Here is a 22082-nt window from a genome sequence, read left to right on the forward strand (position 1 = left end):
CACCACACCTGCGGTACCACGGCCATGGTTGGCTGTCCACGTGAACCAGTACCGAAGGGACCGGCTGCGCGACGCCGCCGGGGTGGGGCGCGGGCGCGTCCTGGCCTACCTGGAGCTGCGGGCCGAGGCCGCCCGCCGCCCCTGGCCGGCCGAGCTGCCGGACCCGGTCGGCGCGTGCGACTTCGAGGTGTACGCGGACCTCCTGTCCCGCGCCGGCCTGCCGGGCGGCCCCGAGCGGGCGCGCGCCCTGACGCTGGCGCTGCACGGGGCGATCCCCCACCTGCTGGTCGGCCCGCCACAGACCCCGGCCGCCGCCGGCCTGGACGATCCGGACGGCTTCAGGCGCGGCGTCCTGGCCGCCCTGTGCCCCGAGGCCGGTTCGTGACGGCCCGCCTGGACCGCGCCGTCGGCGCGGTACTCGGCTCGGCCGTCGGGGACGCGCTCGGCGCACCGTACGAATTCGGTCCGCCCGGGCAACTCGACGCGTGCGGAAAGGAGATGGCCGCGGGCGGCGGGTGGGACCCGGGCGAGGCGACCGACGACACCCAGATGGCGATCCTGGTCGGCGAGTCCCTGCTGGAGCGCGACGGCCTCGACCTCCCCGACATCTTCGACCGGTTCCAACGCTGGGCGGCGGGAGGGCCCAAGGACATCGGCCTGCAGACCGAGGACGTACTGACGAACGGCGAGCCGTGGGACCGGGCCGCCGCCGTGCACTTCCGCAACAACGCGCGGGCGGCGGGCAACGGTTCCCTGATGCGCGCCTCCACCTCGGCGGTGTACTTCGCCGCCTGCGGGCGGGCGGCCACCATGGACGCCGCCCGCCGGATCGCGGCGCTGACCCACGGGGACCGCGCCGCTTGGGAAGGCACCGCCGTATTCCACGAACTCGTACGGGTGGCCCTCGACGGGGGCGAGCCCACGGCCGCCGTGCCCGAGGTGCTCGGCGCGGTGCACCCGGCCCACCGTGAGCGCTACGCACGCGTGCTCGACCGCGACTGGCACCCCGGCCTGGCCACCGAGTTCAACGGGGCCGTGTGGCCCTGCCTCGGTTCGGCGGTGTGGGCACTGCGCACCACCGGCGGATTCGCCGAGGCCGTGCGGGCCGCCGTGAATCTGGGCGGGGACACCGACACGGTGGCGGCGGTCACCGGGGCGCTGGCCGGAGCCAGGTACGGGCAGGCGGCGGTTCCGGACGAGTGGATCCGGCCGCTGCACGTACCGCTGCCCGGGTTCGGGGAGCGGGTGGTGGACGCCGGTGGGCTGCGGGCGCTGGCTCAGCGGCTCGCCGGGGTCGGCTGAGGTTCGGGGGCCAGCTCCAGGCGGCGGCCCCGGAACGCGCTGCGGAGCCGCCGGTCGTGGGTGACCAGGACCAGGGTTCCGGTGAAGTCGGCCAGCGCCGCCTCCAGTTCCTCCACCACGGCCGGGGCCAGGTGGTTGGTCGGCTCGTCGAGGAGCAGCACGTCCAGCGGGGCCGTCACCAGCCGGGCCAGTTCCAGCTTGCGGCGCTGGCCCGCGGAGAGGTCCCGGACGGGGCGGGTCAGGTCGGCCGGGGCCAGCAGGCCGAGGGCCGCGACCTGGTCCGCGTACTGCGGGCCGGACAGCTCGACCACGGAGCGGGCCTCCCGCCCCCAGGGGTCGTCCTGGCGCAGCAGGCCGACGCGCGGGGGTGTGCGTACGGAGCCGCGCCCGGGGGTGAGCTCGCCCGCGAGGAGGTGCAGCAGCGTGGACTTGCCCGCCCCGTTGGGTCCCGTGACCAGGAGCCGCTCACCGGGTTCGAGCAGGAAGGAGACCGGCGCGAGGCGCCCCGGCACGGCGAGTCCGTCGGCCTCCACCACGCCCGCCGCGCCCGCCGTGAACCGCCCGGTGAAGCGGAGCGGGTTCGGGGGCGGCGGCACCGGGTTCTCGGTCAGCCGGTGCAGGCGTTCGCGGGCGGTCCGGATCCGGCCGGCCGCGCCGTGGGTGCGCGAGCGGGCCCGGAACGCCCCGGCCCCGCTGAAACCGCGCGGCAGCTTGCGCGGGATCGCGGCGAACCGGCCGATGTTGGTGTCGGCCAGCCGTTCCGCGTCCCGGATCTGTTCGCGCCACTGCTCGTACTGCCGCTCCCAGCGGGCGCGTTCGGCGGCGCGGCCGGTGAGGAACCCGGCGTAGCCGTTGCCGTACCGGCGTACGGTGCGGCGGTCCTGGTCGACCTCCAGGATGGCGGTGGTGACCCGGTCCAGGAAGAGCCGGTCGTGGGTGACGGCGACGACGGTGCCGCGGTGGGCGCGCAGGTGGTCCTCCAGCCAGCCGACGGCCTCGTCGTCGAGGTCGTTGGTCGGCTCGTCCAGCAGGAGCAGTTCCGGTTCGGCGGCCAGGGTCGCGGCGAGGGCCAGGCGTGAGCGCTGCCCGCCGGAGAGGGTGCCGAGCGGCCGGTCCGGGTCGGGCGCGGCGCGCTCGCCGAGCCGGCGCAAGGTGGTCGCCACGCGCCGTTCGGCGTCCGGGCCGCCGCGGGTCTCGTAGGCGGCGAGGAGGTCGGCGTACGCGGAGAGTTCCTCCGGACCTGCCTGCCGGAGCCCGGCTTCGGCCGAGCGGATCCGGCGCTCCAGCTCGCGCAGTTCGGCGAGCGCGAGGTCGATCGCGTCCCCGACGCGGGCGGTCGGGGGCAGGTCGATGGTCTGGGCGAGGTGGCCGGTCCCGCCGGGTGCGGTGACGGTGACCTGTCCGTGGTCGGGGCGCTCGCGGCCCGCGAGGAGCCGGAGCAGCGTGGACTTTCCGGAGCCGTTGTCGCCGACGACGCCGACCCGCTCACCGGGGCGCACCGTGAAGCTGACGCGGTCCAGTACCACCCGGGTGTCGTAGCCCTTGGTGACCTCGGACAGGACGATCTGGGTGGAGGCGAGTGGGGCGTGAGCACGCAAGGGCGGTTCCTTAGTGGGGCGGGTGCGGGTGCCGGGTGGGTCCGGTCGGGGTGGAGGAACTGAACGAGACGTATCGTCTCGCTCAGTTCCTCCACCCTACCCATGGGCCGTCGGGACGGCGACTCGGTATATCGCGGCCCGCGCGCTACGCCACCGGGTTCTCGACCAATGTGACCCGGTTGCCGTCGGGGTCGTGGACGGCTGCGAACCGGACCTTCTCGGCGCCCGGCTGGACCTCCCCCGCCACGATGCCGCGACCGGCCAGCTCCGAGAGCGCCTGGTCCAGGTCGCCCACCACGAGGTTGAGCAGGGTCGTCCCGGCGTGCTCGGGGGAACGGAAGACCTGCACCCAGGCGGACGGGGAAACGTGCCAGTCGGCGAGGCCGGCCATCGGCCGCGTATCGGCCGGCCTGCCCAGGAGGCGCTCGTACCAGAGCACCGCGGAGTCGAAGTCACTCACCGGGGCCACCGCGAGTACGTGTGTGACATCCATGTCTGCCGCCCTTCGCTGCGAAAGTTCCCGTCTCTCTTTCGACTCCCGACGGACGGGGAACTCATCGGCGACGCGGGTCAGTGCGCGAGGGGCGCGCCCTCCGCGAGCAGGCGGCCTTCGGCGTATCCGAGGGCGGCGGCGGGCAGGGGTCCCTGCCGGCCGCCGAGCAGCACGGTCAGGCCTCCGGTCCGGGGCAGGTACGGCTCGGGGCGGGCGCCGATGCGGCGCAGCGCCTGCACGGCGACCGCCTCGGCGGAGCCGTGGAAGACGAACTCGGCGCCGCCGGTCCGCTCGGCGAGGGCGGTCCGGATCGACGCCTCGACCAGCTCGTAGTGGGTGCAGCCGAGTACGACGTCGGTGACGTCGGCCGGGGTCAGGGCGGCGGCCGCGGCGACGGCCCGGGCGACGGCGTCCTCGTTGCCGCGCTCGACGGCGTCGGCGAGGCCGGGGCAGGGCACCTCGGTGACCCGGGCTCCGGCGGCGAACTCCGCGATCAGCCCGCGCTGGTACGGGCTGCCGGTGGTGGCCGGGGTCGCCCAGATCGCGACCCGGCCGCCCGAAGCAGCGGCAGGCTTGATCGCGGGGACGGTGCCGATGACGGGAATGGCGGGCTCCAGCGCCGCGCGGAGGGCGGGCAGGCTGTGCACGGATGCGGTGTTGCACGCGACGACCAAGGCGTCCGGGCGGTGCTCGGCGGCGGCCCGGGCGACGCCGAGGGCCCGCCCGGTGAGGTCGGCGGGAGTCCGCGGGCCCCAGGGCATCCCCTCGGGGTCACACGACAGCAGCAGATCGGCGTCGGGCCGCAGCCGTCGCATCGCGGCGGCCGCCGCGAGGAGGCCGATTCCGGAGTCCATGAGGGCGATCTTCACCTGGTCACCTTAATCGACGCGCCCCCCGACCCCGGCGCCCCGCCACCGCCGACGCGGCGACCACCGCCCCCACCGGGCGCCCCGTACCAGGCCACGCCCCGTGCAGCCCGGCGGCCCACTCCGCCGGCGACAACCGCCCCAGCCGGGCCAGGACCGGCTCCACCGGAACGGCGGCACCCCACCGGCCCGCCGGATGCGCCCGCCGCACTCACCGGCCGACGCACCCGGCCTCGCCACCAACCCACCCGCCCGACGGCCCATGCAACCCGGCGGCCCACCCCGCCGACGACAGCCGCCCCACCCATGCCGGGACCGCAGCACCGCCGGCACGGCGAACTCCCACCCGCCCGCCGGCGACGTACCGGGCGACGCAGACCGGCGGGCCGGTCCGCACCCCCGGCCGGAACGGCGGCCGCGCCCGCCCGGCGCCCGGGGGGCCTGCGGGCCACAGGGCTCGCCACGCGAACCGAACCGCGGGCCCGGCGCCACGGTGCGGGTGCGCGACACGGTGCGCGACACGGCCCCTCCCTTTCGGCACACTGCGGCCATGGGCATCCTCCTCGCCGCCGCCTACGCATCCCTCGCCGCCTGGCTCTGGCTCACTCTCGCCCAGGGCATGTTCTGGCGCACCGACGTCCGCCTCCCCCCGCGCACCGCCCCCGCCCGCTGGCCCTCCGTCGCGATCGTCGTCCCGGCCAGGGACGAGGCGGAGGTGCTCCCCCGCAGCCTCCCCTCCCTCCTCGCCCAGGACTACCCCGGCGCCGCCGAGGTGATCCTGGTCGACGACGGCAGTACCGACGGCACGGCCGACCTCGCCCGATGCCTGGCCGGGGAACTCCCGGGGCTGCCCCTCACCGTCGTCTCCCCCGGCGCCCCGGACCCCGGCTGGACCGGCAAGCTCTGGGCCCTGCGCCACGGCATCGCGCACGCCCGCACCGCCCGCCCCACCGAACCCGAGTACCTCCTGCTCACCGACGCCGACATCGCGCACGAGCCGGACAGCCTGCGCGAGCTCGTCGCCGCCGCGACCTCCGCCCGCCTCGACCTGGTCTCCCAGATGGCACGGCTGCGGGTGGCCACGTTCTGGGAGCGGCTCGTCGTACCGGCCTTCGTCTACTTCTTCGCGCAGCTGTACCCCTTCCGCCGGATCAACCGCCCCGGCGGGCGGACCACCGCGGCCGCCGGCGGCTGCGTGCTCCTGCGTACGGAGGCCGCCGTCCGCGCGGGGGTGCCCGACTCGATCCGGCAGGCCGTGATCGACGACGTCTCCCTCGCCCGCGCCGTCCGGCGCTCCGGTGGCCGGATCTGGCTGGGGCTGGCGGAGCGGGTGGACAGCGTGCGCCCGTACCCGGCGCTCGGCGACCTGTGGCGGATGGTCTCGCGCAGCGCCTACGCCCAACTGCGCCACCACCCGCTGCTGCTGGCGGGGACGGTGGCCGGGCTCGTACTCGTCTACCTCGTGCCGCCGGCCGCCCTGTTCGCCGGGCTCGCCCTGGACCGCCCCTCCGTCGCCTGGGCGGGGGGACTGGCCTGGCTGCTGATGGCGGGTACCTATCTGCCGATGCTGCGCTACTACCGTCAGCCCGCCGCGCTCGCGCCGCTGCTCCCCTTCACGGCGCTGCTCTACCTCCTGATGACCGTCGACTCGGCCGTCCTGCACTACCGCGGCCGCGGCGCCGCCTGGAAGGGCCGGACCTACGCCCGGCCCAGTGACGCCTGACCGCCGCAGACCGGCCGACCCGGCAGAGACCGGCTGACCCGCCGCGGAGCTGCTGAATGGGCGTCATACGAGGTCAGGCGCCAGGCCCTCGCATGGTGACGCCGCGTCAAGGCCAAGTACGTGCAACCCCCAACCGGTGAGTACGAGTAGGAACAAGGTGGGGTGGAAGGCGCGAATCGTGCACGTGAACGTGAAGTGAAAGCTGTGGCCCTGACCTGGGAATATGCAGGTCAGGGCGGGGTTGGCGGCACCTCGCTATGGACCCCGTGAAGTCGTGGGCTTAACTTAGGTCCCATGACCTCCCCCCGCTCCACTTATGGCGGCGGTTACTACTCCGCGCCCTCCTTCCCGGACACCCCCATCTACGATTCCCTCGTCGCCGAACGCGGCACTCCGCAGATCGCCCCGATCCGCGTTCCCGCCGCCTACGACACCCCCGGTTCCGGTTACTCGAGCGGTGGGTACCTGCCGGCCCTCCCGTCCGCCCTGCCCGCACTCCCCGCCGCGCCCTCGATGCCCCAGCAGCAGAGCGCCCCGGCGTACGGGTACCCGTACCAGCAGCAGCCCGCCCCGCAGATGCAGATGCAGATGCCAGTGCCGCTGCAGAACGCGCCCGCGCCGTACGTGCCGCAGCAGCAGCCGGTCGGCGCACGCGCCGGATACGCCCCCCAGCCGCAGCAGCCCCGCCCGGTCCCGACCGGCGCCGGGTACGAGGCCATGCGCCCGGCCGCCCCGCGCCCGATGCAGGCGCCCGCGCAGGTCCCCTCGTACGAGGACCCGTACGGCCGCCCCTACCAGGGGCGCGGCTACTAGGGCGCGGCAGGCGGAGCACGGCCGCGGCGGCTGACCCCCGCCCGGCCCTGTGGGAAGAGGTGCCGGGAGCCGCGGGGGCGGCTACTGGCAAACTGCACTCATGTCGAACTCGTACGTCCAGTCGCTCCACGTCTACCCCGTCAAGTCGATGGCGGGGATCGCTCCCGACGCGATGACCGTGGAGCCCTGGGGACTCTCGGGTGACCGTCGGTGGGCAGTGATCGACACCGAGGGCACGGTCATCACGCAACGCCAGCAGGCCCGACTGGCGTTGGCCTCGGCCCGTCCGCTGGACGGCGGCCGGGTGGCGCTTTCCGCGCCGGGCATGGCCGATCTGGTCGTGGAGGCGCCGGAGCCGGGCCCACTGGAGCCGGTCGTCCTGTTCGGGAAGAAGATCGAGACCCTGGTCGCGTCGACGGCCGCGGCCGACTGGCTCTCGGCCTACCTCGGCGTCCCGGCCCGCCTCGTGTACTTGGACGACCCCGCCGTACGCCGCCCCGTGGACCCGGACTACGCGCTGCCGGGCGAGACGGTGAGCCTCGCGGACGCCTACCCGCTCCTGGTCACCACCCTCGCCTCGCTGGACGCCCTGAACGCGCTGATAGCCGAGGGCGACCATCCGCAGGAGGGGCCGCTGCCGATGAACCGTTTCCGCCCGAGCCTGGTCGTGGCCGGCGCCGAGGCGTGGGCCGAGGACGGCTGGCGGCGCATCGCCGTCGGTGACGCCGTCTTCCGCGGGGTGCGGGAGTGCGGGCGGTGCATCGTCACGACGACCGACCAGTCGACCGCGGAACGCGGCAAGGAACCGTTGAAGACGCTGGCGAAGCACCGGCGGATCGGGAAATCGCTGGCGTTCGGCCGGCAGGTGGTGCCGGTGACGCTGGGGACCGTGCGCGTCGGCGACGAGGTACGCGTTCTGGAATAACACCTTCGAGGGGCTCCGCCCGTCCGCCGGAACCAGCGGGCACCGCGGCGCCGTTGGATCATTCGAGACGTGTGGGCAGGGCCACGGACGGGGCACGGGGGAAGGTGCCGCCGATCGGGTCCGGGCCGGGTGCGCATGTCTCTCGCGTTCCGGAATGCGCGTCCGCCGGGCATGCGGGAAGCTGGGACGCGCAGGCAGGCGGAGGCGAGGGGGTGCCGGACCGTGTGGACAGCAGTGGGTGTGTGGCGTTGGCGGCGCAATCCGCTGCGCCGTAGGACTGATCTTTTCGAAGCGTGGCTGGCGCTCGCCGCGGCGGTGTGCGTCCTGGTGGTGGCTCCGGCCGTCGGCTGGCTCGCGGGTTCGAGGGTGGACGGTACGCTGCAGCGCGCCGTGCACGAGCAGCGGCAGGAGCGCTACCTCGTCCCGGCGGTGGTGCTCCGGCCGGCCCATGCCACGGAGGGCGCCGTCCCCGCCGACAAGTCGGCGGGTCCGCAGACACCGCAGCGGACGAGGATCCTCGCCTCGTGGACCGCGCCGGACGGCAGCCTCCACCAGGGGACGGTGCCGGCCGCCGAGGAACCGCCCCGGGCCGGTGACCGGTTCCGGATATGGACGGACACCAGCGGCCGGCTCGTGGGGCAGCCGCTCGCGGCGTCCGCCGCCTCGTTCCACGCCGTGATGGCCGGTCTGGCCGCTGCCCTGGGCGCGGCCGCGCTGGTGGAGACGGTCCGGCGGCTGGTCGTACGGAGGCTCATGCACCGGCGGTACATACGCCTGGACCGGGCGTGGGCGGCGGTCGGGCCGGATTGGGGCCGGGCGGACGCGGGCAGCTGACCTGGCAACTCACCGGCCCCGCGCGCGCTACGGTGGACCGGGCAGGCCGGCCGCCGGGCGACTCCGGCGGTGACTGCCGCACGCGAGGACGAGGGTGGGGGCACGACAGCACCATGGCTCAGGGCACGGTCCAGGTGACACACGGCGGGGCTTCGCGCTGGCGGCGCCGCTCCGGTGAGTACGCGACACTGACCGCCGCGCTCGCCGTCGCCGGCGACGGGGACGTCCTGTCGATCGCGCCCGGTACCTACCGGGAGAACCTGGTGCTGCGCCACGCCGTCACCCTGCGGGGGCCCGAGGGCGCGGCCGGGTCCGTGCGCATCGCCCCGCCCGACGGTGTCGCCCTGACGGTCAGCGCCTCGGCCGTGGTGCAGGACCTGTATCTGGAGGGCCAGGACCGGACGGCGCCCGCGCTGCTCGTCGAGGACGGCTCGCCCGAACTCACCGACCTGCGGGTCAACACCCGTTCGTCGGCCGGTATCGAAGTCCGCGGCGCGGGGGCCAGGCCGCTGGTGCGCCGGTGCACGGTGGAGAACCCCGCCGGCGTCGGCATCGCCGTACTCGACGGCGGCGGCGGCGTGTTCGAGGAGTGCGAGGTCGTCGCGGCCGGACAGAGCGGCATCTCGGTGCGGGGCGGCCACCCGCGTCTGGAGCGCTGCCGGATCCACCACGCCACGGGGGCCGGCATCGCCGTCACCGGGGAGGGCTCCGGCCTGGAGGCGCTGGGCTGCGAGGTGTACGAGATCAAGGGCACCGGCTTGCAGGTCGTGGCGCGGGCCGCCGCCCGGCTCACCGACTGCGCGGTGCACCGTACTTCGGCCGACGGTGTCACCCTCGACACCGACGCCGTCCTCACGCTCGCGGGTTGCGACATCCACGACATCCCGGAGAACGCGGTGGACCTGCGCTCGCGTTCGGTGCTCACGCTGAGCCGTACCACCGTGCGCCGGTTCGGCCGCAACGGCCTGTCGGTGTGGGACCCGGGGACCCGGGTCGATGCCCGGTCCTGCGAGATCCACGACAGCACGGGGGACTATCCGGCGGTGTGGATCAGCGACGGCGCCACCGTCTCCCTGGACTCCTGCCGGGTGCACGACGTACCGGACGCACTGTTCGTACTGGACCGCGGCTCCCGCGTGGACGTGGTCGACAGCGACCTGTCGCAGGTGCGGAACACGGCCGTCTCGGTGAGCGACGGGGCCACCGCGCAGCTGGACGACTGCCGGATCCGGGAGGCCGCGACCGGCGCCTGGTTCCGTGACCACGGCAGCGGCGGCACCCTCGCCAACTGCACCGTCGACTCCGTCCAGACGGGCGTGATCGTCACCAAGGGAGCCGACCCGGTCCTGGACCGCTGCGTGGTCACCTCCCCTTCCGAGGCCGGTTTCTACGTCTCGGCGGGCGGCCGCGGCACGTTCACGGCCTGCCGGGTCAGCGGCAGCTCCGGCTTCGGTTTCCACGTGATCGACGGCAGCCGCACCTCGCTGGCCAAGTGCCACACCGAGCGTTGCGCGCGCGGCGGTTACGAGTTCGCGGAGGACAGCCCCGTGGCGGAGGACTGCACCAGCGACGAGTCCGGCCCGCGCCTCGCCGCCCAGTCGGCGGCGGCCGGAGGCCCGGCCCGCGAACGCGCCGGGATCCGTACGGTGACGTCCGCGCGGAGCTCCGTGCCCGCAGCAGCCGACGTACCGGCGCCGCGTCCCGCCGACGAGCCGGACCCGGCCGCCGCGCCGGCCCGGGGATCGGGCGAGGTGCTGGGCCAGCTCGACGCGCTGGTCGGCCTGGACAGCGTCAAGCGCGAGGTGCGCGCCCTCACCGACATGATCGAGGTGGGGCGCAGGCGGCAGCAGGCGGGCCTCAAGGCGGCGTCGGTGCGCCGGCACCTGGTGTTCACCGGCTCCCCCGGTACCGGCAAGACCACCGTGGCCCGGCTCTACGGGGAGATCCTCGCTTCCCTCGGGGTGCTGGAGCGGGGCCACCTGGTGGAGGTGTCCCGGGTGGACCTCGTCGGCGAGCACATCGGGTCCACGGCGATCCGTACGCAGGAGGCCTTCGAACGGGCGCGGGGCGGCGTGCTGTTCATCGACGAGGCGTACGCCCTGGCCCCGGAGGACTCGGGCCGCGACTTCGGGCGCGAGGCCATCGACACGCTGGTGAAGCTGATGGAGGACCACCGGGACGCGGTGGTGGTGATCGTCGCCGGATACACGGCGGAGATGGAACGGTTCCTGACCGTCAACCCGGGTGTGGCGTCCCGCTTCTCCCGGACCATCACCTTCGGCGACTACGGGCCGCAGGAGCTGTTGCGCATCGTGGAGCAGCAGGCGGAGGAGCACGAGTACCGGCTGGGCGAGGGCACCGCGAAGGCGCTGCTGGCGTACTTCACGGAGCTGCCCAAGGGGCCGGCGTTCGGCAACGGCCGCACCGCCCGCCAGACCTTCGAGTCCATGGTCGAGCGCCACGCCGGACGCGTGGCGCAGCTGAGCGACCCGGGCACGGACGAACTCACCCTGCTGTTCCCGCAGGACCTGCCGGCACTCCCGGCCGGCTCGGCGGCGGCCGACCGCTGAGACGCGTACCGGGGCGGCGCCTGGAGACATCTGAGGGGCGGGCGGGTAGGGTGCGGCGTTCCGCTCCGCCCATTCCCAGGGGGTATCCGATGGCTCGCCGACTCCGGGCAGTGGAGCTGGACTTCGCCGAGAAGGCGCCGGTCCGGCTCGTGTTCGCGGCGCACGTGACGCAGGCGCCGACACCGGTCTACGAGGCGCTCGCCGAGCAGGTGGCGGACTGGCCGGCGTGGTTCAAGGCGGTCACCCTGGCCCGCTCGACGCACGGCGGTGCGGGCCGCGAGATCGGGCTGATGGGCGGGGTCCGGTTCCGGGAGACCGTCGTGGCGGCGGAGCCGGCGCGGTGCTACGCGTACCGGGTCGACGAGACCAACGTCCCCGGCCTTCGGGCGCTGCTGGAGGAGTGGCGGCTGAGCCCGTCCGGTTCCGGGACGCGGATCAGGTGGACGTTCGCGGCGGACGGGCCGGCCCCGCTCCGGTTCGCCCTCGCCGCGGCCCGTCCCGGGCTCGGGCACTCGTTCCGCTCGGCGGTGGGCGCGCTCGACGCCCGCCTGATCGCCCGCCGCTGACCGCCGTGAAGGGCCGCCCCGCGGCGGCCGTTCGCGGCGGCCCTTCACGGCGGCCCTTCACGGCCCGGTCAGGCGGCGGGCTCCCGCCAAGCACCCGTCGTCAGCAGCGTCTCGATGGTCTTCGCGTACGGGGCGATGTCCAGCTTCTGCGCCGCGAGCCAGTCGTCCGAGTAGTACTTGTCGAGGTAGCGGTCGCCCGGGTCGCACAGCAGGGTCACGACACTGCCCGTGCGGCCCTGCGCCACCATCTCCGCCACGATCTTGAGCGCGCTCCACAGGCCGGTGCCGGTCGAGCCGCCCGCCTTGCGCCCTATGGCCTGCTCCAGGGCCCGGCAGGCGGCGACGCTCGCCGCGTCCGGCACCTTCATCATCCGGTCGATGGCGCCGGGCACGAAGCTCGGTTCCATCCGGGGGCGGCCGATGCCCTCGATGCGCGAACCGCAGTCGCTGCTCGCGTTCGGGTCGTTCCGGGTCCAGCCGTCGAAGAAGCAGGAGTTCTCCGGATCGGGGACGCAGATCCGGGTGTCGTGCTGCATGTAGTGGACGTAGCGCGCGATCGTCGCGGAGGTGCCGCCGGTTCCGGCCGTCGCCACGATCCAGGTGGGCTCCGGGTAGCGCTCCAGGCGCAGCTGCTGGTAGATCGATTCCGCGATGTTGTTGTTGCCCCGCCAGTCCGTCGCCCGCTCGGCGTACGTGAACTGGTCCATGTAGTGGCCGCCGGTCCGCGCCGCCAGTTCCGCGGACTCCTCGTACATCTTCATCGAGTCGTCGACGAAGTGGCAGGTGCCGCCGTGGAATTCGATGAGGCGGCACTTCTCGGGGCTGGTCGTGCGCGGCATGACGGCGACGAACGGGACTCCGATCAGCTTGGCGAAGTACGCCTCGGAGACCGCGGTCGATCCGGAGGAGGCCTCGATGACCGGGCGCCCGGGACGGATCCAGCCGTTGCACAGCGCGTACAGGAACAGGGAGCGGGCCAGGCGGTGCTTGAGGGAGCCCGTCGGGTGCGTCGACTCGTCCTTCAGATAGAGGTCGATGCCCCATTCCTCGGGGAGCGGGAAGCGCAGCAGGTGGGTGTCGGCGGAGCGGTTGGCGTCGGCCTGGACCTTGCGCACGGCTTCGTTCAGCCAGGCCCGGTAGTCCGCGTCGCTGCGGTCGACGTCGTCGACTCCGGCGGTGGTGCTGGTCGTGCTCATGCGCCTTGCTCCTTCATCACTTCCATGGCCCCCTGCCTTCGCAATGTACCTCCCCCACCTGCGCAAACAGTTCCTTTGGGTCTCCATGCGAATCGCTTTAGGGGCGGCACACGAGCCGACTGCCGCCGGGTTTGCGGAGCGGCCCGCCGAGGGCCCGCAGGCGGCTTTCGGACCGCGGACCGACGGCTTTCGGACGGGTTGCGGACACCGGGGCCAGATCATCAGGCCCGTTCGGTTGCACACCGGCCCACCCTGGGTGACCCTGGTGAGGCGTCACAGAGGGTGCAGCACCCGTAACACTCATGTCGGGGAGTCGCAGCCGTGATAAGTCATTCCCGCAGGCACTGCGTCGTCGAACTGCAGGCCCTGCCCGCGCGGATCGGACAGATCCGCAGAATCGTTTCTGCACAACTGCGTCACTGGCAGCTCGACCCCCTCATCGACCGGGCCGCGCTCGGCGTGACGGAGCTGCTCAGCAACGTGCACCGCCACGCACAGCCGGACAAGGTCTGCCGGGTGGAGATCGAATTCCGGCTCGGCCGGCTCACCGTCTCGGTGCACGACAGCGATCCGCGGCTGCCCGTGGTGCGCGAGTCTGCGGCCATGGAGACCTGCGGACGCGGCCTCGCGCTCGTCGCGGCGATCAGCGAGGCCTGGGGTGCCCGGCACCAGCAGGACCGGCCCGGCAAGGTGGTGTGGTTCTCCCTGCGGGCCGCCCCCGCCTCGACGGCGCCGGCCCGTACCGTGCGGATCTCTTCCAAGGCCGTACGAGAACCCGCCCCGGCGGCGCTCTTCGCCGTGGAACCCGCGGCCGTCGTCACAGCCGTGCCGGTATCGGCCCGGGCCGGCACCAGGCCCGGCTAGCCCCGGCCTGCCGTACCCCACCGGGACCTCCACACGGCCCACCGCCCCGGCCCCCTCAGGCGGCGGTGCCCAGCGCCCCCAGCGGGTCGTCCAGCACCGGCTGCCACGCCAGCTCAGCCGCCCCGACCAGGCTGTTGTGGTCCAGGGTGCACGGCAGGATCGGCACCCCGCCGCTGCGCCCCCAAAGGCTGCGGTCCGCGACCACCGCGCGCAGCCGCTCCGGGTCCGCGTGGAGCAGCTCCCGATGCAGGCCGCCCAGGATGATCCGGTCCGGGTTCAGGATGTTCACCAGGCCCGCCAGCCCCAGTCCCAGCCGGTCGATGAGTTCCTCGGCGGCCGCACGTACGGCCGGATCCGCGAACTCGGCGTGCAGCAGGTCCCGCGCCTGCTGGAGCAGCGACACCTCGGGGCCGGGCGTACGGCCCGCCGCCGTCAGGAAGGCCAGCGGATCCGCCTCCACGTCCAGGCAGCCCCGGCTCCCGCAGTGACAGGCCCGTCCCTCCGGGTTCACGGTGAGGTGGCCGACCTCCAGGGCCAGGCCGGCGCTGCCGGTGTGCAGCCGGCCGTCGAGGACCAGCGCCCCGCCCACCCCCCGGTGGCCGGTGGCCACGCACAGCAGGTGCTGCGCGCTGCGGCCCGCGCCGTGCCGGTGCTCCGCGAGCGCGGCGAGGTTGACGTCGTTGCCGGTGAGGGCGGGGCCGTCGATACCGGCCGCTTTCACCCGTTCGGCGAAGATGGCCCGGACCGGGGAACCGGCCGGCCAGGCCAGGTGCAGGGGGTTCAGTGCGGTGCCCTCCGGCTCCGCGACCGCCGAGGGAACGGCGAGGCCCGCGCCGATGCAGCGCCGCCCGGACTCCGCCAGCAGCGCGGCCCCCGCGTCGACGACGGCTCCGAGGACCTGCGCCGGGTCGGCGGAGACGGTGACCTTGCCGGGGGCCGTGGCCACGATCCGGCCGCCGAGGCCGACCAGGGCGGCCCGGAAGCCGTCCGGGTGAACTTGGGCGGCCAGCGCGACGGGGCCGTTCTCCTCCACGGCGAGCCGGTGCGAGGGCCGGCCCTGGGTGCCGCCGGCGCCACCGGGGCGGGAGTCGACGCGGATCAGGCCGAGCGCCTCCAGTTCGGCGGCCACGGCTCCGGCGGTGGCGCGGGTGACGCCCAGCTCGGCGGTCAGTACCGCCCGGGTCGGGGCCCGGCCGGTGTGCACGAGTTCCAGGGCGGGGCCCAGCGCTCCACGGCCCCTCTCCAGTCTGGTCCTCGTAGCCGCCGCTGCCCGGTCGGCGGCGGAGGCCGCCGTTGGGACCGTGGACACCGTGGACGCGTTCCCCACCCGCCGCGGGGCCCCGTTGCCGTTCATGACAGCGATCCTCGCACGTGCGCGAAGGGCCGGGCGCCGCTCACGGCAGGAGGCCGCCGACCCGCAGTGTGATGTTCAGCCGTCCCGTCAGGCCCAGCTCGGCCGGCGCGGTGCCGGACAGGACCTTCGGTACGCCGTGGTAGGCGAGGCGGCTCGGTCCGCCGAAGACGAACAGGTCGCCGCTGCGCAGTTCCACGTCCTGGTACGGGCGGCCGCGCGAGGCGGAGTTGCCGAAGCGGAACAGACAGGAGTCACCGAGGCTGAGGGAGACGACGGGCGCCGCCGACTTCTCGTCGGAGTCCCGGTGCATGCCCATGCGGGAGTCGCCGTCGTAGAAGTTGACGAGGGCGATGTCGTACGCCTCGTCCGGTGGCCGTCCGTAGGCGTCGGTGACGGCGGTCCGCCCGAGTTCGGCGAGCCAGGGGGGCATCGGCTTGACCGGCGCTCCGTCGCCGTCGACGGCGGTGCGGGCGTATCCGTACGGGTACCAGTGCAGCCCCAGGCACACCTGGCGGGCGGTCATCGTCCCGCCACCGGGGGTGTGCACGGTGCGCAGGCCCGCCGGCGGCCGGGCCCACTCGCGGCAGGCGGCGAGCAGCTCGCGCTGCCGGCCGCGGTCGAGCCAGTCGGGCAGGTGCACCGCGCCGGGGGCGATCTCGGTCCGCTCGCGCGGGAAGAGTTCCCCTTCCATGCCCCCCATTGTCAGGGGTGGCTGGCACACTCCCCTCCATGGAGATCATCGACTTTGTGCAGACGCTGGCCCGCGAGGGCGAACTGTTGGCGCAGGCGGCCGAACGGGCGGGTACGGACGCCCCGGTGCCGACCTGCCCCGAGTGGCGGGTCGCCGATCTGCTGCGGCACACCGGGGCGGTCCACCGCTGGGCGGCCGGATACGTCGGCGGCGCGGTGAAGGAGCCGGGCCCGTTCCCGCAGGCGCCGGACGCGGCGGGTCCGGAGCTGCTGGCCTGGTTCCGGGAAGGGCACGCGGCGCTGGTGCGGACGCTGCGCGAGGCTCCGGCGGATGTGGAGTGCTGGACGTTCCTGCCGACGGCGCCGTCACCCTTGGGGTTCTGGGCCCGCCGTCAGGCGCACGAGACGGCGGTGCACCGGTTCGACGCGCAGGCGGCGCTCGGAATCCCGTTCTCGGTGGTGGCACCGGAGTTCGCCGAGGACGGGGTGGACGAGCTGCTGACCGGCTTCCACGCGCGCTCGCGCAGCGGGGTGCGCAGCGAGAAGCCCCAGGTCATACGGATACGGGCGACGGACACGGGTGCGGTGTGGACGGTGCACGTGTCGCAGGAGCCGCCGCGGACGGTGCGGGGCGGTACGGAGGTCCCGGCGGACCTCGATCTGGCGGGCGAGGCGGCCTGGCTGTACGCGGCCCTGTGGAACCGCCTCCCCCTGACCGGCCCCGACGACGCCGACCACCCGCTCGCGCAGCTGTGGAAGGAGACGTCCCCGATCACCTGAGCCGTCCGCCCCGCCGAGGACGCCGCCGGCGCCGGCCGACGGTGGCGGCGAAGCCGGTCTGGCCGGAGTAGGGCCAAGCCGGTGGCGTGTTCCACGGATTGGGCATGACGGCGCCGGTGGCGTAGGCGTAGCCCGCGCCGCGGTCGAAGGCGGTGCGGAGCGTGGAGCGCATGGCGGAGGCGTCCGGGACGTCGTGGACGAGGTGCCAGAACGCCGTTCCGCTGGGATCGAGTTCGCTGCCGCCGCGGTAGCCGCCGGACTCGTTGAAGACGTTGCCGCCCAGCCAGCCGCCGGAGGTGTAGGCGGCGTAGGTGTCCTCGAAGGTGACGAAGACGTCGGCAGTGCGGTGGCCGGGTTCCAGGTAGCAGTCGGCGATGGCGGTGCCGGGGTTGTCCACGACGAGGTCCGGCACGGCCGGGTCGACGGCGCCCATGGCGTCTTCGACGTAGCGGCGCAGCTGCTCGTACAGGTCGCGGGTGGCGTTCGCGGGACCGCAGTCCCGGCCGGCGACGTCGAAGAAGATGCCGTCGACGTGGAGGCGGCCGTCGGGCGTCTTCACGTAGTTGTCGACGGAGGCCCTGACTGCGGCCACGTCGCGGTTGCCGTGGTCGGTGTGGACGTAGCCGAGCACCTTGGTCCGCTCGCCGGTCGCGGTGGTGCCGGCGCGCAGGGCGTCCGCGCGGGCCTGCCAGGGAGCGTTGAACGGGGCGTCGCCGTTGCCGGGGTTGAGGACGACCACCGAGACGGCCGGTCCGGCGTCGGCCAGGCGCGACAGCATCGGATCATCCGCCCACACGTAGGCGGGGACCGCGATTTCCAGCCCCCGGACGCCGGGGACGCGGGGGCTGGGCCGGGCGACGGCAGCCGGGGCCGGTACGGGGCCGGCCGGAGCCGGTGCGGCCAGTAAGAGGACGGTCGCAACGGCGTACAGCGCCTTCACGACGCGGGCGCGGGCCATGGCGTTTCCTCCGACGGCGGCAGGGGGGGCGACCCGAGGAACAGTAGACGCGCACCGGCGCTGAAAGGGCTGAACTCCACGCATTCATACGACGAACAGAAGAGCGACGAATCGTTTCCACCACCGGTCCACGAGCCGCCGCCGGACCCGCCGCACGCGAACCGAAGACCCGCCCGACAGGCCTCGACGCCATCGGCAACCACCCCCGGGCCGCCGGCCACCCCGTGTGCCGGGCGGCGGCAGACCCCTGCGTCGGCCCGGTAACCCCGGCCGACCGGCACCGACCCCAGCCGCCGTGCCCGAGGGCAATCCGGGGTGGCGGGGCGCGGGCAGGCCCGGCTCCGGCGTGCCGGGCGGGGTGGGCTTCCGCCAGGGGGCGTCCCCGGCAGCGAGGCGCGGTCTTCGACCGTGCGGGCGATCCGCGGCACTCACACGGGCTGATGGCCCGCGCCGGGCCGCCGCCACCACATCCCGTCGTGATCTCGTGGGCCTTCGTCCGACTGGTGTCCCCCTCCGACCGGTCGATAAGGAGAGCCCCGTGCACCGAATGCCCCGCATGCCGCGTATTCCCGGTGTGAGAGCCGGTGTCGGCACCGCAGCCGTCGCCCTGACCCTGCTCGCGACCGTCCCCCACGCCGTCGCCGCACCTCCCCCGCTACCGGTGCCGGCGGCCGCGGCGGCCCCGGCGGTGTCCGAGCCGCACAGCGTGGCCCACTTCCTCCTCACCAAGGGCCAGACCCCGGAGAACATCGCGCTGGCGCCCGACGGCTCCGCCGACGTCACCTTCGCGTTCGCGCGCCAGGTCGCGCGCGTCGACGCACGCGGCCGCACCCGGATCCTCGCCACCCTGCCGAACGAGCCGCATCCCGCCACCCCCCTGGTCGGCGTCCCGGTGACGACCGGAATCGTCCGCACCCACGACGGGGTGCTCTACGTCGGCTACAACACCGGCACGGCCGCTCTCACCGGCATCTGGCGGATCACACCCGACGGATCGGTCAGCCGCTTCGTCGCCCTCCCGGCGAACACGTTCACCAACGGCGTCGGCCTCGACGAACACCACGGGTTCCTCTACCTGGCCGACTCGGCCCTCGGCAAGGTGTGGCGGGTCTCCCTGCGCGACCGGGCCGTGCGGAGCTGGGCGACCGGTCGCCGGCTCAGCCCGGACAAGTTCATCGGCGCCAACGGCATCAAGCTGCGCAACGACGCGGTGTGGGTGTCGAACTACGACCGCGGCACGCTCCTGCGGATCCCCATCCGCAGGGACGGTTCGGCGGGCACGGCCTCCGTCAGGGCGTCCGGGCTGGCCGGCATCGACGACTTCGCCTTCGCCGGACGCGACGGCGCGGTCCTCGCCGCGCTGAACCCCCGCAGCGAGCTGGCCCTGGTACGGCCCGACGGCACCCACACCATCGAGCTGGGGGCGCGGAACGGCCTGTCGAACCCGACCTCGGTGGCGGTCCGCGAGGGCCGGGTCTACGTGCCGAGCGCCGCCTACACGACCCAGCGCGACCCGAACCTCCTGGTCGGCCGCCTCTCCGGCCACGGCACCGACGGCCACGGCACCGACCGCCACGGCGCCGGCGACCACCGCATCCACGCGCTGCGCAACCCCCGCTGAAGGCCGCGGTGCCGCCCACCCCGCGCGGGGCCGGGCGGCACTCGCCGCCTCAGCCCTGTCGTCGGCGCGCCTGGCGCCCGTCCATGACGTGCAGGGCCTTTCGGGCGAGCGGGTAAGCGCGTACCAGCTCGGCCAGCGTCGTGGACCCCCGGGTGATCCGGGCGAAGGCCAGCCAGGCCGGGCGCAGGCCGGTGATCGCCGCGTGCAGCAGCCCGGGCTTCGCCTCGAACAGCGCCAGCATGCGCTTGCCGACGCCCATCTCCACACCCAGGCCCGCCTTGACGGCGAAGGCGTAGTTCAGCGCCTGACGGCGGGCGTCCACCGCGTCCGGCGCCTCGGAGATCTTCACGGCCCACTCGCCCGCGAGCCGCCCCGAGCGCAGCGCGAAGGAGATTCCCTCGCGCGTCCACGGCTCCAGCAGCCCGGCCGCGTCTCCCGCCACCAGCACCCGGCCGCGCGAGAGCGGCGAATCGGGCTTCCGGCAGCGGGTGAGGTGCCCCGAGGAGACGGCGGGCTCGAATCCGGCCAGCCCCAGGCGGGCGATGAAGTCGTCCAGGTAGCGCTTCGTGGCGGCGCCCTCGCCCTTGGCCGAGATGACGCCGACCGTGAGGGTGTCGCCCTTGGGGAAGACCCAGCCGTAACTACCGGGCAGGGGGCCCCAGTCGATGAGCACCCGCCCCTTCCAGTCCTCGGCGACGGTCTGCGGAACCGGGATCTCCGCCTCCAGGCCGAGGTCGACCTGGTCCATCTCGACGCCGACATGGGCGCCGATCCGGCTCGCGCTGCCGTCCGCGCCGACCACGGCCCGGCCCAGCACCGTCTCGCCGTCCGCGAGGACCACGGCCACCGTGCGCCGGTCGGGCACCGCCGCCCCGTGCTGCTCGACGCGGCTCACGGCCGTTCCCGTACGGACGGTCGCCCCGGCCTTCTCGGCCTCCGCGACCAGCGCCGCGTCGAACTCCGCCCGGTTGACCATCCCGAACAGCATGCCGCGCGAGCGCCGGGTCCGGGTCAGACGCCCGTTCATCGAGAAGGTGACCGCGTTGATCCGGTCCTTGAAGGGCAGGACGAAGCCCGGCGGCAGGGCGTCGCGCGAAGGGCCGATGATGCCGCCGCCGCAGGTCTTGTACCGGGGCAGTTCGGCCTTCTCCAGCAGCAGGACGCGCCGCCCGGCGCTCGCCGCCGCATGGGCCGCCGAGGCCCCGGCCGGTCCGGCCCCGACCACGACCACGTCCCACACCTCGCCGGTCGCCCCGGCGCTCCCCTCGTCGGCCCGTCCGGCGGCGTTCTGCTCTGCGCTCGCGCCCTGTACGTCGTCGTCGCTGCTCACGATGTGCTGCTGCTCCTGATCAGGCTGTTCCTCGGATGCCGGGGAAATCCTACGGCGAGAGATCGTCTCGCCTCGCTGTGCGAGTATCGATGCTGTCTTTCGCCGTACCCGTCCTACGCGCACCACGCGGATGCGGGAGGCGTACACGTACACAACGTCGCACCCAAGAGGAGCGTGCCCATGTCGCCGATTCCGGTCGCCGAGACCATCGCCTCGCTGATGCCCCGTGCCCGGCAGGAGCTGGCCGAGCTGGTGGCCTTCCGGTCGGTGGCGGATTTCGCGCAGTTCCCCAGGAGCGAGAGCGAGGCCGCCGCGAACTGGGTGGCGGACTCGCTCCGCGCCGAGGGCTTCCAGGACGTGGCGCTGCTCGACACCCCTGACGGCACGCAGTCGGTGTACGGGTACCTGCCCGGCCCCGAAGGCGCGCCGACCGTCCTGCTCTACGCCCACTACGACGTGCAGCCGCCGCTGGACGAGGCCGCCTGGATCTCCCCCGCCTTCGAGCTGACGGAGCGGGGCGGCCGCTGGTACGGGCGCGGCGCCGCCGACTGCAAGGGCGGCTTCATCATGCACCTGCTGGCTCTGCGGGCCCTCAAGGCCGACGGCGGGGTGCCGGTCGCAGTGAAGGTGATCGTGGAGGGCTCGGAGGAGCAGGGCACCGGGGGCCTCCAGCAGTACGCCGAGGCGCACCCGGAGCTGCTGGCCGCCGACACCATCGTCATCGGCGACGCGGGCAACTTCCGGCTGGGCCTGCCGACGGTGACGGCCACGCTGCGAGGAATGACCCTCGTCAAGGTCAAGATCGACACCCTCGGCGGGAACCTGCACTCCGGGATGTTCGGCGGTGTCGCCCCCGACGCGCTGGCCGCACTGATCCGCCTCCTGGACTCGCTGCGGGCCGAGGACGGTTCGACGACGGTGGACGGGCTCGCCTCGGACGCGGTCTGGGAGGGGCTCCAGTACCCGGAGGCGGAGTTCCGGGCCGACGCGAAGGTCCTGGACGGCGTCGGCCTCATCGGACAGGGCACGATCGCGGACCGGCTGTGGGCCCGCCCGGCCGTCACCGTGCTCGGCATCGACTGCCCGCCGGTGGTCGGCGCGACGCCGTCGGTGCACGCGAGCGCAGGTGCGCTGATCAGCCTGCGGGTGCCGCCGGGCGTGGACACGGCGGAGGCCATCAAGCTGCTGGAGGCCCACCTGGTGGCGCACACCCCGTGGCAGGCCCGGCTGGAGCTGGAGGTCGTGGGCCAGGGGCAGCCGTTCCAGGCCGACACGAGCAGCCCCGCGTACGCGTCGATGGCGGCGGCCATGGAGGTCGCGTACCCCGGCCAGGAGATGCAGGTCAGCGGCATGGGCGGGTCGATCCCACTGTGCAACACGCTGACGTCGCTGTACCCGGAGGCGGAGATGCTGCTGATCGGTCTGAGCGAGCCCGAGGCGCAGATCCACGCGGTGAACGAGAGCGTCTCTCCGGAGGAGCTGGAGCGCCTGGCGGTGGCGGAGGCCCTGTTCCTGGTCAACTACGCCCGGTCCAAGCGCGTTTGAGCTACGCCACGGGTGAACTCCGCTCCCGGTGAACCTTTCACCGGGAGCGGCGGG

20 protein-coding genes are annotated in these 22082 nt (G+C 74.2%); 12 read left to right on the forward strand and 8 right to left on the reverse strand.

The genetic code is table 11. The annotated features are described in order from the left end of the window. Positions 1–40 precede the first annotated feature (40 nt). Together IE207_RS12290 and IE207_RS12295 are read left to right on the forward strand one after the other, a co-directional pair. Positions 41–385, forward strand: a complete 345-nt coding sequence (locus IE207_RS12290; RefSeq protein ID WP_190184122.1) for a hypothetical protein — start codon at positions 41–43, stop codon at positions 383–385. Next, positions 382–1302, forward strand: a complete 921-nt coding sequence (locus IE207_RS12295) for an ADP-ribosylglycohydrolase family protein (RefSeq protein WP_229873658.1) — start codon at positions 382–384, stop codon at positions 1300–1302. Before IE207_RS12290 ends, IE207_RS12295 begins: the two co-directional genes overlap by 4 nt. On the opposite strand, the gene abc-f is transcribed toward IE207_RS12295, so the two are convergent. From abc-f to IE207_RS12310, 3 genes are all read right to left on the reverse strand, one after another. Next, positions 1278–2900, reverse strand: a complete 1623-nt coding sequence (abc-f, locus tag IE207_RS12300) for a ribosomal protection-like ABC-F family protein (protein WP_190184123.1) — start codon at positions 2898–2900, stop codon at positions 1278–1280. The genes IE207_RS12295 and abc-f overlap by 25 nt on opposite strands. A 145-nt stretch (positions 2901–3045) precedes the next feature. Then, entirely contained in the window at positions 3046–3393 is a 348-nt protein-coding gene (locus IE207_RS12305) for a VOC family protein (protein ID WP_190184124.1), read from the reverse strand. Between the two features lie 77 nt (positions 3394–3470). Next, positions 3471–4262, reverse strand: a complete 792-nt coding sequence (locus IE207_RS12310; RefSeq protein WP_190184125.1) for a glutamate racemase — start codon at positions 4260–4262, stop codon at positions 3471–3473. Between the two features lie 547 nt (positions 4263–4809). On the opposite strand from IE207_RS12310, the gene IE207_RS12315 reads away from it, so the two are divergent. The 6 genes from IE207_RS12315 (at position 4810) to IE207_RS12340 (ending at position 11690) form a co-directional block, all read left to right on the forward strand. Beyond that, complete coding sequence (locus IE207_RS12315) at positions 4810–5982, forward strand: glycosyltransferase (RefSeq protein WP_190184126.1); 1173 nt, start codon at positions 4810–4812, stop codon at positions 5980–5982. 294 nt (positions 5983–6276) lie between these two features. Beyond that, positions 6277–6795: a DUF6643 family protein gene (locus tag IE207_RS12320; RefSeq protein WP_190184127.1), complete on the forward strand. Its 519-nt coding sequence runs from the start codon at positions 6277–6279 to the stop codon at positions 6793–6795. Between the two features lie 100 nt (positions 6796–6895). Then, positions 6896–7720 carry an MOSC domain-containing protein gene (locus IE207_RS12325; protein WP_190184128.1) on the forward strand — a complete coding sequence of 275 codons (825 nt, stop codon included), beginning with the start codon at positions 6896–6898 and terminating at the stop codon, positions 7718–7720. Positions 7721–7942: 222 nt separating this feature from the next. Further along, positions 7943–8554: an Rv1733c family protein gene (locus tag IE207_RS12330; RefSeq protein ID WP_190184129.1), complete on the forward strand. Its 612-nt coding sequence runs from the start codon at positions 7943–7945 to the stop codon at positions 8552–8554. 113 nt (positions 8555–8667) lie between these two features. Further along, positions 8668–11124, forward strand: coding sequence for a right-handed parallel beta-helix repeat-containing protein (locus IE207_RS12335; RefSeq protein WP_190184130.1), 2457 nt, complete (start codon positions 8668–8670; stop codon positions 11122–11124). 89 nt (positions 11125–11213) lie between these two features. Beyond that, entirely contained in the window at positions 11214–11690 is a 477-nt protein-coding gene (locus tag IE207_RS12340) for an SRPBCC family protein (RefSeq protein WP_190184131.1), read from the forward strand. Between the two features lie 68 nt (positions 11691–11758). Here IE207_RS12340 and cds1 read toward each other — a convergent pair whose 3' ends face one another. Then, on the reverse strand, positions 11759–12886 hold the full coding sequence (cds1, locus tag IE207_RS12345; RefSeq protein ID WP_190184132.1) for an L-cysteine desulfhydrase Cds1: 1128 nt from the start codon (positions 12884–12886) through the stop codon (positions 11759–11761). 321 nt (positions 12887–13207) lie between these two features. On the opposite strand from cds1, the gene IE207_RS12350 reads away from it, so the two are divergent. Further along, a complete protein-coding gene (locus IE207_RS12350) occupies positions 13208–13750 on the forward strand; it encodes an ATP-binding protein (protein ID WP_190184133.1) in 543 nt (180 codons plus the stop codon). A gap of 55 nt (positions 13751–13805) precedes the next feature. Here the strand turns inward: IE207_RS12350 and IE207_RS12355 are convergent, their stop codons facing one another. After that, positions 13806–15104 (reverse strand): ROK family protein, encoded by a 1299-nt coding sequence (locus tag IE207_RS12355; protein WP_229873659.1) that lies wholly within the window; start codon positions 15102–15104, stop codon positions 13806–13808. A 40-nt stretch (positions 15105–15144) separates the two neighbouring features. Next, positions 15145–15795 (reverse strand): alpha-ketoglutarate-dependent dioxygenase AlkB family protein, encoded by a 651-nt coding sequence (locus IE207_RS12360; RefSeq protein ID WP_190184134.1) that lies wholly within the window; start codon positions 15793–15795, stop codon positions 15145–15147. Between the two features lie 38 nt (positions 15796–15833). Between IE207_RS12360 and IE207_RS12365 the strand changes: the two genes are divergently transcribed. After that, positions 15834–16574, forward strand: coding sequence for a maleylpyruvate isomerase family mycothiol-dependent enzyme (locus IE207_RS12365; protein ID WP_190184135.1), 741 nt, complete (start codon positions 15834–15836; stop codon positions 16572–16574). On the opposite strand, the gene IE207_RS12370 is transcribed toward IE207_RS12365, so the two are convergent. Beyond that, positions 16567–17532, reverse strand: coding sequence for a spherulation-specific family 4 protein (locus IE207_RS12370; protein WP_190184136.1), 966 nt, complete (start codon positions 17530–17532; stop codon positions 16567–16569). The genes IE207_RS12365 and IE207_RS12370 overlap by 8 nt on opposite strands. 556 nt (positions 17533–18088) lie before the next feature. Between IE207_RS12370 and IE207_RS12375 the strand changes: the two genes are divergently transcribed. Further along, complete coding sequence (locus IE207_RS12375) at positions 18089–19153, forward strand: hypothetical protein (RefSeq protein WP_190184137.1); 1065 nt, start codon at positions 18089–18091, stop codon at positions 19151–19153. A 49-nt stretch (positions 19154–19202) separates the two neighbouring features. On the opposite strand, the gene IE207_RS12380 is transcribed toward IE207_RS12375, so the two are convergent. Then, positions 19203–20393 carry a geranylgeranyl reductase family protein gene (locus IE207_RS12380; protein ID WP_229873675.1) on the reverse strand — a complete coding sequence of 397 codons (1191 nt, stop codon included), beginning with the start codon at positions 20391–20393 and terminating at the stop codon, positions 19203–19205. Between the two features lie 270 nt (positions 20394–20663). Here IE207_RS12380 and IE207_RS12385 point away from each other — a divergent pair, with 270 nt between their 5' ends. After that, positions 20664–22028 carry a dipeptidase gene (locus IE207_RS12385; protein WP_190184139.1) on the forward strand — a complete coding sequence of 455 codons (1365 nt, stop codon included), beginning with the start codon at positions 20664–20666 and terminating at the stop codon, positions 22026–22028. Positions 22029–22082 lie beyond the last annotated feature (54 nt).

The sequence above is a fragment of the Streptomyces cirratus genome, from assembly GCF_014650775.1.
Classification (GTDB): domain Bacteria; phylum Actinomycetota; class Actinomycetes; order Streptomycetales; family Streptomycetaceae; genus Streptomyces; species Streptomyces cirratus.

Excerpts from the sequence above, each read along its gene's own strand:
- IE207_RS12305 (WP_190184124.1), bottom strand. The coding sequence starts at position 3,393 with ATGGATGTCACACACGTACTCGCGGTGGCCCCGGTGAGTGACTTCGAC.
- IE207_RS12315 (WP_190184126.1), top strand. The coding sequence starts at position 4,810 with ATGGGCATCCTCCTCGCCGCCGCCTACGCATCCCTCGCCGCCTGGCTC.
- IE207_RS12320 (WP_190184127.1), top strand. The coding sequence starts at position 6,277 with ATGACCTCCCCCCGCTCCACTTATGGCGGCGGTTACTACTCCGCGCCC.
- IE207_RS12325 (WP_190184128.1), top strand. The coding sequence starts at position 6,896 with ATGTCGAACTCGTACGTCCAGTCGCTCCACGTCTACCCCGTCAAGTCG.
- IE207_RS12335 (WP_190184130.1), top strand. The coding sequence starts at position 8,668 with ATGGCTCAGGGCACGGTCCAGGTGACACACGGCGGGGCTTCGCGCTGG.
- IE207_RS12340 (WP_190184131.1), top strand. The coding sequence starts at position 11,214 with ATGGCTCGCCGACTCCGGGCAGTGGAGCTGGACTTCGCCGAGAAGGCG.
- cds1 (WP_190184132.1), bottom strand. The coding sequence starts at position 12,886 with ATGAGCACGACCAGCACCACCGCCGGAGTCGACGACGTCGACCGCAGC.
- IE207_RS12355 (WP_229873659.1), bottom strand. The coding sequence starts at position 15,104 with ATGAACGGCAACGGGGCCCCGCGGCGGGTGGGGAACGCGTCCACGGTG.
- IE207_RS12360 (WP_190184134.1), bottom strand. The coding sequence starts at position 15,795 with ATGGAAGGGGAACTCTTCCCGCGCGAGCGGACCGAGATCGCCCCCGGC.
- IE207_RS12365 (WP_190184135.1), top strand. The coding sequence starts at position 15,834 with ATGGAGATCATCGACTTTGTGCAGACGCTGGCCCGCGAGGGCGAACTG.
- IE207_RS12370 (WP_190184136.1), bottom strand. The coding sequence starts at position 17,532 with ATGGCCCGCGCCCGCGTCGTGAAGGCGCTGTACGCCGTTGCGACCGTC.
- IE207_RS12375 (WP_190184137.1), top strand. The coding sequence starts at position 18,089 with ATGCCGCGTATTCCCGGTGTGAGAGCCGGTGTCGGCACCGCAGCCGTC.
- IE207_RS12385 (WP_190184139.1), top strand. The coding sequence starts at position 20,664 with ATGTCGCCGATTCCGGTCGCCGAGACCATCGCCTCGCTGATGCCCCGT.